Consider the following 14,693-nt stretch of genomic DNA (forward strand, 5'->3'; position numbering starts at 1 on the left):
GTCCCCCGTGGCAAGGTCATGACTGCCGAAGGCTTCCTCGAAGGCAGGCGCCTGCAAATGGCACGTGGCGTCTTGTTGCAATGCATCATGGGGGGCTACCCGCCAGCGAAATACTACGGCAGCGACGATGGCGATCTGGCCCTGGTGGCGGAGCCTGCGCAGATCCACCGCTTGCCCTGGAGCGAGGAGGGCCTGGCGCTGGCGATCTGCGATGCCAATGAGCTCGATGGCCGGCCGTCAGGGCTGTCCACCCGCGGGCTGCTCAAAGCGGTGATCGCCCGCTACGCCGCTTTGGGCCTGGCGCCGGTCGTTGCAACCGAGCTGGAGTTCTTCGTCTTTGCGCCCAACAGTGACCCTGTACAGCCATTTTTGCCGCCGTTGGGCAAGGATGGCCGCCGCGAGCTCGGCCACTCGGCATTCAGTGTCAGTTCCAACAACGGCCTGCGGCCGTTCTTTCAGGAGGTTTATCAGTGCATGGCGGCGCTGGGCCTGCCGCGCGACACCTTCATGCATGAAATGGGCGTCAGCCAGTTCGAAATCAACCTGCTGCACGGTGACCCCTTGTTGCTGGCCGACCAGACCTTCCTGTTCAAGCACCTGCTCAAGGAAGTCGCGCTCAAGCATGGCCTGACAGTGGTGTGCATGGCCAAGCCCCTGGCGCATACGCCGGGCAGCTCGATGCATATTCATCAGAGCCTGGTGGAGATCGCCACGGGGCGAAACGTGTTCAGCGATGACCAGGGGCGGCCGAGCCAGACCTTCCATCATTTCATAGGCGGCCTGCAGGCGTGCATGGCCGATTTCACCGCGCTGTTCGCGCCCAATGTCAACTCGTACCAGCGGCTGTGCCATCCGTATGCGTCGCCGAACAATGCCTGTTGGTCGGAGGACAACCGCGCTGCGGGGCTGCGTATTCCGGCCAGCGCCCCCGTAGCGCGGCGGGTCGAGAACCGCCTGCCGGGTGCAGATGCAAACCCCTACCTGGCCATTGCCGCCAGCCTGGCAGCCGGCCTGCACGGCATCGAGCAGCGCCTGGAGCCTGCACCGGCCATCCAGGGCGAGTTCGAGGTGCCTGAGCACCTGAGCCTGCCATGCACCCTGCACGCGGCGCTGCAGCGCCTCAAGCGCAGCGCCTTGGCCCGGGAACTGTTCGGGGCTGAGTTCATCGAAGGTTACGCTGCCACCAAGACGCTCGAGTTGACTGATTTCTACAACGAGATCACGCCGTGGGAGCGGCGAGTGTTGGCGGCACAAGCCTGAGCGCGACACGAACGCTACTGCACGCGCCCCTGTTCTGCTATTTCGCAGGCAGGGGACTGCGCCGCGGCTGATTTGCTTTTATGCTTGCCAGCAAGCCAACGCCACCTGACCAGGGAGCCCGACGGGACGTATGCGAAACATCTGGAAGCCGTTTCAGTCGTTGTATTTCGCTGCCTTGATGATGCTTATCGGCTCGGGTCTGCTCAGTACTTACCTGGCACTGCGCCTGGCGGCCGATCATGTCGACAGCCTATGGGTCGGTGCCTTGATGGCGGCCAACTATTTCGGCCTGGCTGTTGGTGGCAAGGTTGGCCACCGACTGATCGGCCGGGTAGGGCACATCCGGGCCTATACCACCTGCGCCGGAATCGTCTGCGCGGCAGTGCTGGGCCATGGCATGACCAACTGGCTACCGGCCTGGGTCGGGCTGCGGATGCTCGTTGGCCTGGGCATGATGTGCCAGTACATGGTCATCGAAAGCTGGCTCAACGAGCAGGCCGACGCCAAGCACCGCGGCGCGGTATTCGGCGGGTACATGATTGCCTCCTACCTGGGGCTGGTGCTCGGTCAGCTGATTCTGGTGGTGCACCCCGAGCTTGGCCCTGAGCTGTTGATGCTGGTCGCGATGTGCTTCGCCCTGTGCCTGGTGCCGGTGGCGATGACCCGGCGCATTCACCCGGCGCCGCTGCGCCCGGCACCGATGGAGCCGAAATTTTTCATCAAGCGCGTGCCGCAGTCGCTGAGCACCGTGCTTGGTTCGGGTTTGATCGTCGGCTCCTTCTACGGCCTGGCGCCGCTGTATGCGTCCAGCCAGGGGCTTTCCACCGAGCAGATCGGCTTGTTCATGGGTAGCTGCATCTTTGCCGGGCTGCTGGTGCAGTGGCCGTTGGGCTGGTTGTCCGACCGTTATGACCGGGCCGTGCTGATCCGCAGCGTGGCTGTGGGCCTGGCGCTGGCGGCGGCGCCGCTGGCGATCCTGCCCAATGTGCCACTGGAGTTGCTGTTCGGTATCGGCTTTCTGATTTCGCTGCTGCAGTTCTGCCTTTATCCCCTGGCTGTCGCTTTTTCCAATGACCACGTGGAAAGCGAGCGGCGTGTCTCGCTGACCGCCATGCTGCTGGTCACCTACGGCGTGGGTGCGTGCATCGGGCCGCTGGCGGCGGGGGTGCTGATGAAGGTGCTGGGCGCGCAGATGCTGTATGCCTTCTTCGTGTTCTTCGCGCTGGTGCTGGTGTGGCGGATTCGTCCGAAGGCGGTCACCGGGCTGCACCAGGTACAGGATGCACCGTTGGGGCACGTGGCTATGCCGGCGGCGGGTTCGCCATTGTCGGCGGCGCTCGACCCGCGGGTGGATGAACAGACCGTGCAGGAGGTGATGCAGGCGCCGGTGGCGGCTGAAGATACCGAGGCGGAAGAGAAGGCCGAACCGGCTGACCCGGGCGAGGTTAGCAAGCCGGTTTGAGGCGGGGCCGGGGTAGGCACAAAAAAAATAGCTTTATTAGGGCTGCTGCGCAGCCCATCGCCGGCAAGCCGGCTCCTACAGGTACAGCGCAGACTTCAAGAGCTGCGCAGACCCTGTGGGAGCCGGCTTGCCGGCGATGGGCCGCAAAGCGGCGCTAAATCGCTTGAAAGACTGGCACTAGTCTTGAGGTGGCGTTTGCGCGTTCGGCAGGCGATCAATAATCGTCTTTATCGAACCGCCGCGCTTCGCGCTGCAACTGGTACACGAAGCTCTCTATCTTGCGCTGCGCCTGGCCATTGAGGTTATGGAAACGCACGCCGGCAAAGGTGGTGTTGATCCGCTCTTCGTAATGCAGGTGGCGCAGCTCGACCATGGTGTCCACCAGCCCCAGCGGGCTGCTGGCCTTGAAGCGCTCGTAAACCTGGCCCAGTTGCAGGCGCTCCTCGACATTGCCTTCAAAGCGCAGTTTGCAGCCCGTGGCGGAGATGTCCAGCAGCTTGCCGCGCAAGGCGCCATTGCCCTTGAGGTGGGTGCCGTCGAGAATCACATCGACCAGCTGCGACAGCTTCAGTGCGGCGCGGAATGCATTGCGGCGCTGGTGGTAGGTCATCTCGTCCGGCAGGGCGCCGCGGTATGAACGGTGGCCATCGACCTCGGTGATCCTCAGTTCGTGGTTGCACTCCCACGCAATGCGTACGCCGTCGTGGAAACCTTCGACGCGGAACGGCTCGCCGTTCTCGATGAATTTTTCGCCATCGCGCGGGATCATCTCGTCCAGCGCCAAGGTATTGCTGTCACGGTCCACATGAACCACGTAGCTCTGAAAGCGCTGGCTGCGCTCATGGAAGGTGATGATCAAAGGATCATGGCTCTCCATCAACTGGCGCAGGTTGGCCGCAATCTCCAAAGGAGTGTTCAGCACCTTTGGCGGCTGCGGAGCATCGGTCTCATTGAACACGGGTTATCAATCTCCAGGCAAAAACGACACACGCAAGTAACGGCATTTTGCCAGTATGTTCCGTGCCTTGATAGAACTAATCACACTTGGCTGAGCGCCCGGGGCTTGGCCAATGGCGAGGTGGCGCCACGGCTGTCGTAGAGCGACGGAGAGTCGCCGCCCATGAGGATTCTGATCTGGTTGGCTGTGACGTGCTGTTGTACCTGAACGATCCTGCCATTGGTCTCGTTGACCTTCTGACAGGTTTCCATCAATTCGGTCAGCACGTTGAGTTGTTGCATGATGACTTCACCGTTTGGCGACTGCGCAGCGACGGCCTGCACCCCGGCGCGGTCGGCGCTGAGGCCGAGGCTGGTGAGCAGGTTATGGCGGCGGATGCCTTGCTGCTCGAGCAGAACGATCAGCGACTGCTTGCGGGCCAGGATGCCCTCCAGCGGCGCCATATCGCGCCCGTGCAGGGCGACTGCCTCCTGCTCAAGCAGGTCGAGCAGCTCCTGGGTAGGGGCGATGTCGTCTTCGATCAGTTGCAGCAATGTGATGTCGTGCATGGCTAACTCTTGGCTTTTTTAGCGTCCGTGAAGTCAGCGCGCCGAACGGTCAGCGCTGGGCTTCGAAATCGAGCAGTTTGCTGGCGACCCGGCCGGCATCGACCTGGTAGCTGCCATCTGCGATCGCCTGTTTCAACTGTGCCACGCGGGCATTGTCGACAACGGGCTGGTCGCGCAGCTTGTCGCTGACCTTTTGCAACTGCTGGGCCTCTTGGCTGAGGTGTACCGCTTCTCCGCTGGCGCTTGCGCTTTTCGGCGCGGTGGTTTCGCCGGACTTGTCGGCGTTGCCGGGCGCGGCATTGCCGCGAACGCCGCCCGTGATGGACGGAGAGTTATTCAAACGACTGAAGTCGATGACCATGATCAGAAACCCCTGGGTATTTGGACGCTTGCCATGTTTTCGGCCATCCCGAAAGAAACTTTAGGCACAAATGCTTAGCCGCCTGTCGGCAAGCCCGCGAACCCGTTCTGACACAGTTTAGGAAAAGCGGTTGTACACCGCCAGCCCAATCTACATGGCGACCTCCACTTGGCCGGGGGCCGTGACACGGGCCTTCACTACCCGCTGCGAATTCAGGTTGCGCACCCGGATCTGTTCGCCCTGGCCACCCTTGCTTAGGGCCTCGCCGGGCATGCGTACGGCGAGGCTGCCGCTGCGGGCGATGATCACCACCTGATCACCCTTGCGTATCACTTCGGCCTGCTCCAGGTGCTGGGGGGTCAGGACCTGGTCGATCACTGTGGGGCGCAGCATCTTCATGCCAACCGCCTGGTCGAGATCGGTGAGAAAGCCTTGGGTGAGGGTGCCAACGTCACGTTCGCGCAGGGCCACGTCACCTTCGGCAACGATATTCTGGCGCTTCAGCGGGCGGGTAACCACCACCACATCGCGGAACAGCCGCACTGTTGCCGGTACGAAGACGGTCCACGGCGCGGCGCCGTTGCAGCGTACACGTACCGTTACACGCCCCAGTGGCTGCGCCGGGCTTTCCAGCGAGGCGTCCAGTTGCTGGCTGCACAGGGGCATGCGCAGCCGTGGGTCGAGCGAGTTGACCTGTATTTCGTAGCGGCCTGCTGTCTGGGTCGTGGCCAGGTAATCCTCTACGGTGAATTCAAGAAACCCTTGGGTGACACCGATAAGCTGTTCAGGCAAGGTAACCGCGTCCGCCAGCGTGCGAGCGCCGGGTGCCAGCAGGCACAGCGCAGCCAGCGAGCCGCTCAGCAGGTGCGTCAGTCGTCGGAAAATTGTCGTTTTCGTGTACATGACGCTCAAAAAAGCAAAGCCCGTGCCGACTCGCTGTAGGAGTGGCTACGAAATGGCAGAAAGAAAAAGGAGTCAGGCATGGCGGGGGTAATGGATTCAGTCAACCAGCGCACACAGCTGGTTGGGCAGAATCGCCTGGAATTGCTGCTGTTCCGCCTCAACGGCGCGCAGCTTTACGGCATCAACGTGTTCAAGGTCCGCGAGGTGCTGCAATGCCCTGAGCTGACCGTGCTGCCCAAGTCCCACCCGGTGGTGCGTGGTGTGGCCAACATTCGTGGGGCGACCATCCCGATTCTCGACCTGTCGATGGCCACCGGTTTGCCCGGGCTGAAGGAAGAGACTCGCAACAGCTTCGTGATCATCACCGAGTACAACACCAAGACCCAGGGTTTTCTGGTGCACTCGGTGGAGCGCATCGTCAACATGAACTGGGAAGAGATCCACCCGCCACCCAAGGGCACTGGCCGCGACCACTACCTGACTGCGGTCACCCGGGTGGACAACCGCATGGTTGAAATCATCGACGTGGAAAAGGTGCTGGCCGAGGTGGCGCCGTCGTCCGAGTCGGTGTCAGCCGGTGTGGTCGATGCCGACACGCAGGACAAGGCCGTACTGCTGCGTGTGCTGACCGTCGATGATTCGTCGGTGGCGCGCAAGCAGGTCAGCCGCTGCCTGCAGACGGTCGGCGTCGAGGTGGTGGCGCTCAATGATGGGCGCCAGGCTCTGGACTACCTGCGCAAGCTGGTGGACGAGGGCAAGCGGCCGGAAGAAGAGTTCCTGATGATGATTTCGGACATCGAGATGCCAGAGATGGACGGCTATACGCTGACGGCCGAGATCCGCAGTGACCCGCGCATGCAAAAACTGCATATCTGCCTGCATACTTCGTTGTCCGGGGTGTTCAACCAGGCGATGGTCAAGAAGGTCGGTGCCGATGACTTCCTGGCCAAGTTCAAGCCGGACGACCTGGCCCAGCGCGTGGTCGACCGGATCAAGGCAACGCATTGAAGTAGCCGGGAGGCGACTCCCGGTACCTGTGATTGAAAAGAGGCCGCAGTAGTGTCTACGGGTAATTTGGATTTCGAACAGTTCCGGGTATTCCTGGAGAAAGCCTGTGGCATCCTGCTGGGTGAGAACAAGCAGTACCTGGTCTCCAGCCGACTGAACAAGCTGATGGAGCAGCAGGGCATCAAGAGCCTGGGTGAGCTGGTGCAGCGCATCCAGGCCCAGCCACGTGGCGGCTTGCGCGAGCAGGTGGTGGATGCGATGACCACCAACGAAACCTTGTGGTTTCGCGATACCTACCCATTCGAAGTGCTGAAGAACAAGGTCATTCCCGAGTTCATCAAGAACAACCCCGGCCAGCGCCTGCGCATGTGGTCGGCGGCCTGCTCGTCGGGCCAGGAGCCGTACTCCATTTCGATGGCCATCGATGAGTTCGAGCGCAGCAACCTGGGCCAGTTGAAGATGGGTGCGCAGATCGTTGCCACCGACCTGTCCGGTTCGATGCTGAACAACTGCAAGACCGGCGAGTACGACAGCCTGGCGATCGCCCGTGGCCTGTCCCAGGAGCGCTTGCAGCGTTACTTCGACACCAAGGGGCCGGGGCGCTGGGCGGTGAAACCGGCCATTCGCAGCCGGGTCGAGTTCCGCTCGTTCAACCTGCTCGACAGCTATGCCGCGCTGGGCAAGTTCGACATCGTGTTTTGCCGGAATGTGTTGATCTATTTCTCGGCACAGGTGAAGAAAGACATCTTGCTGCGTATTCACAGCACCCTGAAGCCGGGTGGGTATCTTTTCCTGGGGGCGTCCGAGGCGCTCAATGGTTTGCCGGACCATTACCAGATGGTGCAGTGCAGCCCGGGAATCATTTACCAGGCCAAGTGATGGGCTGCGGGCTGTTTTGGGAAGGCCTGATATCGAGCGCCGCCAGCGCGGCGTTCGATCTCAAGAAACCCGCACTCTAAAAGCAGGCCTTTTGCACCCCGTCGCCACTCACGCCGCTTGACGTCAATTTTTTGTTTTGCCGCTTTTGCCGCCCGGCAATTGCCGCTTTCCCTTCTCCAGGCGGAAGCCTTTTGCCGCTTTTCTGGCATCGCGCCATCAGCCATCCCTGCTCCAGCCCAATGTTTCCGGCCTTTCAAAACATTGGCACAGCCCTTGCTATAGCTTGGCCAACGATATTCCGGTCAACCTTCGAAGGTTTCCCCGACATGAGCATCAGTTTCGACAAGGCGCTTGGCATCCATGAAAAGGCCCTGGGCTTCCGCGCCCAGCGCGCCGAAGTGCTGGCCAACAACATCGCCAACGCTGACACGCCCAATTACAAGGCGCGTGACATGGACTTCTCTTCGGTGCTCGCCGCCGAAAGCCAGAAGCAGCAGAGCGGTGGCCGCTTTGCCATGGACCGTACCAACAGCCGCCACATCGAGGCCGAAGGCCTGGCAATGGCCGACGACACGCTGCAGTACCGCACGCCGACGCAGCCGTCGATCGACCAGAACACCGTGGACGCCCAGATCGAGCAATCGAACTACACGGAAAACGCCATTGGCTTCCAGGCCAGCTTTACCCTGCTCAACAGTAAATTCAAAGGGCTGGTATCGGCCCTGCGCGGAGAATGACCATGTCCCTGTCCAGTGTTTTCAACATTGCCGGTAGCGGCATGAGTGCGCAGAACACCCGCCTCAACACCGTTGCTTCCAACATCGCCAACGCCGAGACCGTTTCGTCGAGCATCGACCAGACCTACCGCGCGCGGCACCCGGTGTTTGCCACCACCTTCCAGAATGCGCAAGCCGGCGGCAGCCAGTCGCTGTTCGAAGATCAGGGTGAGGCAGGGCAGGGTGTGCAGGTCAAGGGCATCATCGAAGACCAGAGCAACCTCGAAGCACGCTACGAGCCCAACCATCCGGCGGCGAACAAGGACGGTTACGTCTACTACCCGAACGTCAATGTGGTCGAGGAGATGGCTGACATGATCTCCGCCAGCCGCGCGTTCCAGACCAACGCCGAGCTGATGAACACCGCCAAGAACATGATGCAGAAAGTACTGACCCTGGGTCAGTGATAAGGAATCCAGACCATGGCAGTCGATAGCACCAGCGGTGTGAACCTCAATGATGTCCTGACTGCGTCGGGCGTCGGTGGCACCGCCAAGAAAGCCACCGATACCGCGTCCAAGACCGGTACCGACGCGCTTGGCAAGGACGCGTTCCTGCAGTTGCTGGTTACCCAGATGCAGCACCAGAACCCGCTGGACCCGCAGGAGAACGGCGAGTTCGTGGCCCAGTTGGCGCAGTTTAGCAGCCTGGAAGGCATCACCTCCCTGAACGAATCGGTCAGCAGCATCACCAATGCCATGGCTTCGTCCCAGGCCCTTCAGGCCTCGTCACTGGTCGGCCGTTCGGTGGTGGTGCAGAACGACAAGGCGGTGGTCGATACCACCCAGAGCTTCAATGCGCAGTTCGTCGTGCCGCAGGCAATCAGTGAAGCGAAGATCACCATCAAGGACAAGGACGGCAACACCGTCAAGACCATCGAGTTGGGCGAGCAGGCAGCCGGTTATGCCGATTTCATCTGGGACGGCACCAACAACAGTGGCGAGAAGGTCGACCCGGGTACCTACACCTTCACCGCCAGCACCACCGTGGATGGCCAGTCGGTGCAGATGAGCACGCTGCTGCCAGCGAAGGTGACCAGTGTCAGCTTCAATGCCACCGGCGAAATGGTGCTCAACCTTGCGGGCGTCGGCAAGGTCTCCCTCTCTGACGTACAAACCATCGGTATCTAAGGCCCGCTAGCGCGGCACAGGAGCGAATTCATGTCTTTCAATATCGGCCTTAGCGGTCTGTACGCAGCCAACAAGCAGCTGGACGTTACCGGCAACAACATCGCCAACGTCAATACCACCGGCTTCAAATCCTCGCGTGCCGAGTTCGCCGACGTCTATGCTGGCGCCAATCGCCTGGGTGTGGGCAAGAACCAGGTCGGCAACGGCGTGCGTCTGGCGGCGATCTCGCAGCAGTTCTCCCAGGGCGACGTCAATAACACGGGTAACGTGCTGGACATGGGTATCCAGGGGCAGGGCTTTTTCGTCCTCTCCGACAACGGCTCGCGTGTCTACACCCGTGCCGGTGCTTTCCAGGCCGACAAGAACAACTTCGTGGTCACCTCGGACGGCCTGCGCCTGCAAGGCTACGCTGCCGATGCGACCGGCAAGATCCAGAAGGGCGTGCTGACCGACCTGCAGATCGATACGTCGGCGCTGCAGCCCAAGGCCACCTCGCTGATCGACCAAGGCATCAACCTGAATTCGTCGGCCACCGACATTCCGTTGGAAATCGATGATGGTACGGGCGCCATGGTGCCGAACCTGCCGTTCGATCCTACCGACGAGACGACCTATTCCAAGTCGTTCCCGACCAAGGTGTACGACAGCCAGGGTAACGAGCACACCATGGAGCAGTTCTACCGCAAAACCGGTACGAACGAATGGACCATGTACACGTTGGTCGACGGTCGTAACCCGTTCGATCCTGCTTCCACCACGCCGCTGACCGGCACCATCAGTTTCAGCAGCGATGGTTCTGTCAGCAGCATGACTGCCGATAACACAGGGCACCCGGCGGGTGCATCGTTCACCGTGACCAACAACACCTTCACCATGACTGGTTGGGTGCCGGCGGTGGAAGATGCGGCGGGCAACTGGGCGTCCAATGGCGCTGCCGGCAACGCCGACGGCATGAAACTGTCGATGAACAGCACCACGTCCTACAACACCGAGACCGCGCGCATGTCGCAGTCCCAGGATGGCTACGCCACCGGTATCCTGTCGAGCCTGAGCATCGACTCCACTGGTGTGCTGTTCGCCAGCTTCAGCAACCAGCAGTCGCGCGCCATTGGCCAGGTGGCACTGGCCAGCTTCGCCAACGAGCAGGGCCTGCAGCAGATCGGTGGCACCCGCTGGACCGAAACCTTCTCTTCCGGCATTCCCGGCATCGATGAGCCCAAGACCGGTACGCTGGGTAGCGTCGAGTCCAATGCGCTGGAGGCTTCGAACGTCAACCTGACCCAGGAGCTGGTCGAGCTGATCAAGGCGCAGAGCAATTACCAGGCGAACGCCAAGACCATCTCCACCGAAAGCACCATCATGCAGACCATCATTCAGATGACTTGATGGTCGCGGGTTAATGGTGTGAAGGCGAACCCCTTTGTCGTGAAGGGGTTTGTCGTTTTTGCAGGAGTGTTTCATGAAAAGGTTGCTTGTCGCGTTGCTCGCTGCCTTCTGCCTGTATCAGGCGCAGGCCGGTACTGCGCCCTGGTGGCGCTGGGAAAGCCAGGTGGATGGGCGCCTGGTGTGCTCGCAATGGTCGCCGGGGGATGGCTGGAAGCGTTTTGCCGGGCCCTACAACAATGGCGGTTGCCGCGATCGGTGATTGCCTGCACCGGCCTCATCGCCGGCAAGCCGGCTCCCACAGGAATTGCGTTAACTTCTAGAAATTGGGTAAGACATTTGCCCCCACAATATCCGCAGCGCTGCTAAACCCTGTGGGAGCCGGCTTGCCGGCGATGAGGCCGGTGCAAACACCTGCTTTGCCGCTACCGGCAACCCGGCGCCGGATAACCGGCGTTCTCATGGTTGGCAGCTCCCCCCAAAGCCCGTATTTACAGGCTTTTTCATCATTTCAAAAAGTTGGTTCGGAACTTGCTTGAGTGCCTGCACAGCAACGGCGAGCGGCAAGCAATCGCCAGTGCAGCGGAGGATGACTGTGGACAAGATGCTTTACGTGGCCATGACCGGCGCCAGCCAGAACGCGCTGGCGCAGAAGGCCCATGCCAACAACCTGGCGAACATTTCCACCAATGGTTTCCAGCGTGACCTGGAGCAGGCGCGCTCGATGCCGGTGTTTGGTGACAGCTTTCCGTCGCGGGCGTATGCCATGACCGAGCGTCCTGCCACCGACTTCAGTGAAGGGCCCATGGTCGAGACCGGGCGTGACCTGGACGTGGCGGTGGCGGGGCAGGGCTTCATTGCCGTGCAGGCCCCCGATGGCAGCGAAGCCTACGTGCGTACCGGTAGCCTGAACATCGATGCCCTCGGCGTGCTGCGCGCCGGCAATGGCATGCCGGTGATCGGCAACGGCGGCCCGATCGCCATTCCGCCAGAGCAGAAGGTCGAAGTCGGCGCTGACGGCACCATCAGCATCCGCTCCATGGGTGAAGACCCGCGGGTGATGGCTGAAGTCGACCGGATCAAGCTGGTCAACCCGGACACCAAAGGCCTGACCAAGGGCCTGGACGGGCTGATCCACACCGCCAGCGGCCAGCCGGCTGCTGCCGACGTCAACGTCAAGGTCGTATCGGGCTTCCTGGAGGGCAGCAACGTCAATGCCGTCGAAGAGATGACGTCGGTGCTGGCGCTGTCTCGCCAATTCGAACTGCACGTGAAAATGATGAACGCGGCCAAGGAAGGCGACGAAGCCATGGCGCGTGTTTTGCAACTCGGCTAACCACACTTGAACGGGTGCCGTAAAACAGGCGCACGAGGAGAATACTGATGCTTCCGGCTCTTTGGGTCGCTAAAACCGGCCTGTCCGCCCAGGACACCAACCTGACGGTCATTTCCAACAACCTGGCCAACGTGTCGACCACCGGCTTCAAGCGTGACCGCGCCGAGTTCCAGGACCTGCTGTACCAGATCAAACGCCAGCCAGGCGCGCAGTCCACCCAGGACAGCGAACTGCCGTCGGGCCTGCAGGTCGGTACCGGTGTGCGCATCGTCGGCACTCAGAAAAACTTCCAGACCGGCAGCCTGCAGACCACCGAAAACCCGCTGGACATGGCGGTCAACGGCCGTGGTTTCTTCCAGGTGCTGCAGCCGGACGGAACGGTTTCGTATACCCGTGACGGTACCTTCCACCTGAACTCCGACGGCCAGATCGTCACCGCCAATGGTTTTGCGCTGGAGCCTGCGGTGGTCGTGCCGAACGACGCCCAGACCTTCACCGTCGGCCAGGACGGCACCGTGTCGATCACCACTGCGGGCAACCCGGCAGCGCAGGTGATCGGCAACATCCAGACCGCCGACTTCATCAACCCGGCCGGCCTGCAGGCGATCGGCGACAACCTGTTCCTGGAAACCGCTGCCAGTGGTGCCCCACAGGTCGGTACCCCAGGCCTGAACGGCTTCGGCACCACCCTGCAGCAGACCCTGGAAAACTCCAACGTCAGCACCGTGGAAGAGCTGGTGAACATGATCACCACTCAGCGCGCCTACGAGATGAACTCCAAGGTCATCTCCACCGCCGACCAGATGCTGTCGTTTGTCACCCAGCAGTTGTAAGCCCAAGTCCCTGTTACACCGTGAGGTAAGCGTCATGAATCGTCTGTTGTCCCTGTTCGCCCTGGGGGGGGCGGTGTTGCTGGCTGGTTGCGTCGCGCCGACGGCCAAGCCCAACGACCCGTACTACGCGCCGGTTTTGCCGCGCACCCCGTTGCCGGCAGCGGCCAACAACGGTTCGATCTACCAGGCCGGTTTCGAGCAGAACCTGTACAGCGACCGCAAGGCGTTCCGCGTCGGTGACATCATCACCATCACGCTCAACGAACGCACCTCGGCCAGCAAGAATGCCGGTTCGCAGATCCAGAAGGACAGCAGCGCCAACATCGGCCTGACCTCGCTGTTCGGTGCCACGCCGAGCACCAACAACCCGTTCGGCAGCGGCGATCTGTCGCTGGAAGCGGGCTACAGCGGTGAGCGCGCCACCAAGGGCGACAGCAAGGCTACCCAAGGCAATACGCTGACGGGTTCGGTCACTGTCACCGTCGCTGAAGTGCTGCCCAACGGCATCATCGCCGTGCGTGGTGAGAAGTGGATGACCCTGAACACCGGCGAAGAGCTGGTGCGCATCGCCGGCCTGATCCGCGCCGACGACATCGCCACCGACAACACAGTGCCGTCCACCCGTGTGGCCGATGCGCGCATCACCTATTCGGGTACCGGTTCCTTCGCCGACGCCAGCCAGCCTGGTTGGCTGGACCGTTTCTTCCTCAGCCCGCTTTGGCCCTTCTGAGTACGGATGAACATGTTCAACGTCAGGCAACTGATTGCCGCAACCTTGCTTCTGTCCTGTGCGTTCGGCGCCCATGCCGAGCGCCTGAAGGACATCGCCAGTATCTCGGGCGTGCGTTCCAACCAGTTGATCGGTTACGGCCTGGTGGTGGGGCTCAACGGCACGGGTGACCAGACCACCCAGACGCCATTCACCCTGCAGACGTTCAACAACATGCTGTCGCAGTTCGGCATCAAAGTGCCCGCCGGCTCCGGCAACGTGCAGCTGAAAAACGTCGCTGCGGTGTCGGTGCATGCCGACCTGCCGCCATTCGCCAAGCCGGGCCAGGTGGTGGACATTACCGTGTCCTCGATCGGCAACTCCAAGAGCCTGCGCGGCGGCAGCCTGCTGATGACGCCGCTCAAGGGTATCGACGGCAACGTCTATGCGATCGCCCAGGGCAACCTGGTGGTCGGCGGCTTCGATGCCGAAGGCCGCGATGGCTCGAAGATCACCGTCAACGTTCCGTCAGCTGGCCGTATCCCGGGTGGCGCTTCGGTGGAGCGTGCAGTACCGAGTGGTTTCAACCAGGGCAATAGTCTGACGTTGAACCTCAACCGGCCCGACTTCACCACCGCCAAGCGTATCGTCGACAAGGTCAACGAACTGCTGGGCCCAGGCGTGGCCCAGGCCATGGATGGCGGCTCGGTGCGCGTCAGCGCGCCGATGGACCCGACTCAGCGTGTGGACTACCTGTCGATCCTTGAAAACCTGGAGATCGACCCGGGCCAGGCTGTTGCCAAGGTCATCATCAATTCGCGTACCGGCACCATCGTGATCGGCCAGAACGTCAAGGTCTCGCCGGCCGCGGTGACCCACGGCAGCCTGACCGTGACCATCACCGAAGACCCGATCGTCAGCCAGCCGGGGCCGTTCTCCAATGGCGAGACGGCCGTGGTGCCGCGCTCGCGGGTCAACGCGCAACAGGAAGCCAAGCCGATGTTCAAGTTCGGCCCGGGCACCACGCTGGATGAAATCGTCCGTGCGGTGAACCAGGTGGGCGCAGCGCCCAGCGACCTGATGGCCATCCTCGAAGCCCTGAAACAGGCCGGCGCCTTGCAGGCCGACCTGATCGTGATCTGAGGAC

At 61.7% G+C, this 14,693-nt stretch carries 18 protein-coding genes; 13 read left to right on the plus strand and 5 right to left on the minus strand.

Annotated features, from left to right (window positions below; all coding sequences use genetic code 11):
* Positions 1–18 precede the first annotated feature (18 nt).
* Positions 19–1,260: a glutamine synthetase family protein gene (locus ACMGGN_RS04085; RefSeq protein ID WP_414156822.1), complete on the plus strand. Its 1,242-nt coding sequence runs from the start codon at positions 19–21 to the stop codon at positions 1,258–1,260.
* 130 nt (positions 1,261–1,390) lie between these two features.
* Entirely contained in the window at positions 1,391–2,722 is a 1,332-nt protein-coding gene (locus ACMGGN_RS04090; protein ID WP_046785382.1) for an MFS transporter, read from the plus strand.
* Positions 2,723–2,936: 214 nt separating this feature from the next.
* Here the strand turns inward: ACMGGN_RS04090 and ACMGGN_RS04095 are convergent, their stop codons facing one another.
* From ACMGGN_RS04095 to flgA, 4 genes are all read right to left on the minus strand, one after another.
* A complete protein-coding gene (locus tag ACMGGN_RS04095; protein ID WP_115274168.1) occupies positions 2,937–3,680 on the minus strand; it encodes a flagellar brake protein in 744 nt (247 codons plus the stop codon).
* Positions 3,681–3,760: 80 nt separating this feature from the next.
* A complete protein-coding gene (locus tag ACMGGN_RS04100; protein ID WP_119687565.1) occupies positions 3,761–4,228 on the minus strand; it encodes a flagella synthesis protein FlgN in 468 nt (155 codons plus the stop codon).
* A 49-nt stretch (positions 4,229–4,277) separates the two neighbouring features.
* Positions 4,278–4,589, minus strand: coding sequence for a flagellar biosynthesis anti-sigma factor FlgM (gene flgM, locus ACMGGN_RS04105; RefSeq protein ID WP_046785380.1), 312 nt, complete (start codon positions 4,587–4,589; stop codon positions 4,278–4,280).
* A gap of 150 nt (positions 4,590–4,739) precedes the next feature.
* Complete coding sequence (gene flgA, locus ACMGGN_RS04110; RefSeq protein ID WP_237860213.1) at positions 4,740–5,492, minus strand: flagellar basal body P-ring formation chaperone FlgA; 753 nt, start codon at positions 5,490–5,492, stop codon at positions 4,740–4,742.
* A 78-nt stretch (positions 5,493–5,570) separates the two neighbouring features.
* Here flgA and ACMGGN_RS04115 point away from each other — a divergent pair, with 78 nt between their 5' ends.
* Together ACMGGN_RS04115 and cheR are read left to right on the plus strand one after the other, a co-directional pair.
* A complete protein-coding gene (locus ACMGGN_RS04115; protein ID WP_012315564.1) occupies positions 5,571–6,500 on the plus strand; it encodes a chemotaxis protein CheV in 930 nt (309 codons plus the stop codon).
* A 51-nt stretch (positions 6,501–6,551) separates the two neighbouring features.
* A complete protein-coding gene (gene cheR / locus ACMGGN_RS04120) occupies positions 6,552–7,379 on the plus strand; it encodes a protein-glutamate O-methyltransferase CheR (RefSeq protein WP_012315563.1) in 828 nt (275 codons plus the stop codon).
* On the opposite strand, the gene ACMGGN_RS04125 is transcribed toward cheR, so the two are convergent.
* Complete coding sequence (locus ACMGGN_RS04125; RefSeq protein WP_281869587.1) at positions 7,364–7,603, minus strand: hypothetical protein; 240 nt, start codon at positions 7,601–7,603, stop codon at positions 7,364–7,366. The two genes, cheR and ACMGGN_RS04125, sit on opposite strands and share 16 nt — an antisense overlap.
* A gap of 102 nt (positions 7,604–7,705) precedes the next feature.
* Here ACMGGN_RS04125 and flgB point away from each other — a divergent pair, with 102 nt between their 5' ends.
* The 9 genes from flgB to ACMGGN_RS04170 all read left to right on the plus strand — a co-directional run bounded on the left by flgB (position 7,706) and on the right by ACMGGN_RS04170 (position 14,689).
* Complete coding sequence (gene flgB / locus ACMGGN_RS04130; RefSeq protein WP_012315562.1) at positions 7,706–8,116, plus strand: flagellar basal body rod protein FlgB; 411 nt, start codon at positions 7,706–7,708, stop codon at positions 8,114–8,116.
* Between the two features lie 2 nt (positions 8,117–8,118).
* Entirely contained in the window at positions 8,119–8,562 is a 444-nt protein-coding gene (gene flgC / locus ACMGGN_RS04135) for a flagellar basal body rod protein FlgC (RefSeq protein WP_012315561.1), read from the plus strand.
* 15 nt (positions 8,563–8,577) lie between these two features.
* Positions 8,578–9,285 carry a flagellar hook assembly protein FlgD gene (flgD, locus tag ACMGGN_RS04140; RefSeq protein WP_174142103.1) on the plus strand — a complete coding sequence of 236 codons (708 nt, stop codon included), beginning with the start codon at positions 8,578–8,580 and terminating at the stop codon, positions 9,283–9,285.
* 30 nt (positions 9,286–9,315) lie between these two features.
* Positions 9,316–10,671, plus strand: a complete 1,356-nt coding sequence (gene flgE, locus ACMGGN_RS04145; RefSeq protein ID WP_115274172.1) for a flagellar hook protein FlgE — start codon at positions 9,316–9,318, stop codon at positions 10,669–10,671.
* Positions 10,672–10,744: 73 nt separating this feature from the next.
* A complete protein-coding gene (locus ACMGGN_RS04150; RefSeq protein WP_012315558.1) occupies positions 10,745–10,930 on the plus strand; it encodes a hypothetical protein in 186 nt (61 codons plus the stop codon).
* A gap of 333 nt (positions 10,931–11,263) precedes the next feature.
* Positions 11,264–12,004, plus strand: coding sequence for a flagellar basal-body rod protein FlgF (gene flgF / locus ACMGGN_RS04155; RefSeq protein ID WP_119687563.1), 741 nt, complete (start codon positions 11,264–11,266; stop codon positions 12,002–12,004).
* 47 nt (positions 12,005–12,051) lie between these two features.
* Entirely contained in the window at positions 12,052–12,837 is a 786-nt protein-coding gene (flgG, locus tag ACMGGN_RS04160; RefSeq protein WP_012315556.1) for a flagellar basal-body rod protein FlgG, read from the plus strand.
* Positions 12,838–12,871: 34 nt separating this feature from the next.
* The gene (gene flgH, locus ACMGGN_RS04165) at positions 12,872–13,567 is read left to right on the plus strand and encodes a flagellar basal body L-ring protein FlgH (RefSeq protein WP_115274174.1); all 696 of its coding nucleotides are present in this window, start codon (positions 12,872–12,874) and stop codon (positions 13,565–13,567) included.
* Between the two features lie 12 nt (positions 13,568–13,579).
* Positions 13,580–14,689 (plus strand): flagellar basal body P-ring protein FlgI, encoded by a 1,110-nt coding sequence (locus ACMGGN_RS04170; protein WP_414156476.1) that lies wholly within the window; start codon positions 13,580–13,582, stop codon positions 14,687–14,689.
* The last annotated feature ends 4 nt before the right edge of the window (positions 14,690–14,693 follow it).

The sequence above is a fragment of the Pseudomonas sp. BNK-30 genome, assembly GCF_047456185.1.
Lineage (GTDB): Bacteria > Pseudomonadota > Gammaproteobacteria > Pseudomonadales > Pseudomonadaceae > Aquipseudomonas > Aquipseudomonas putida_E.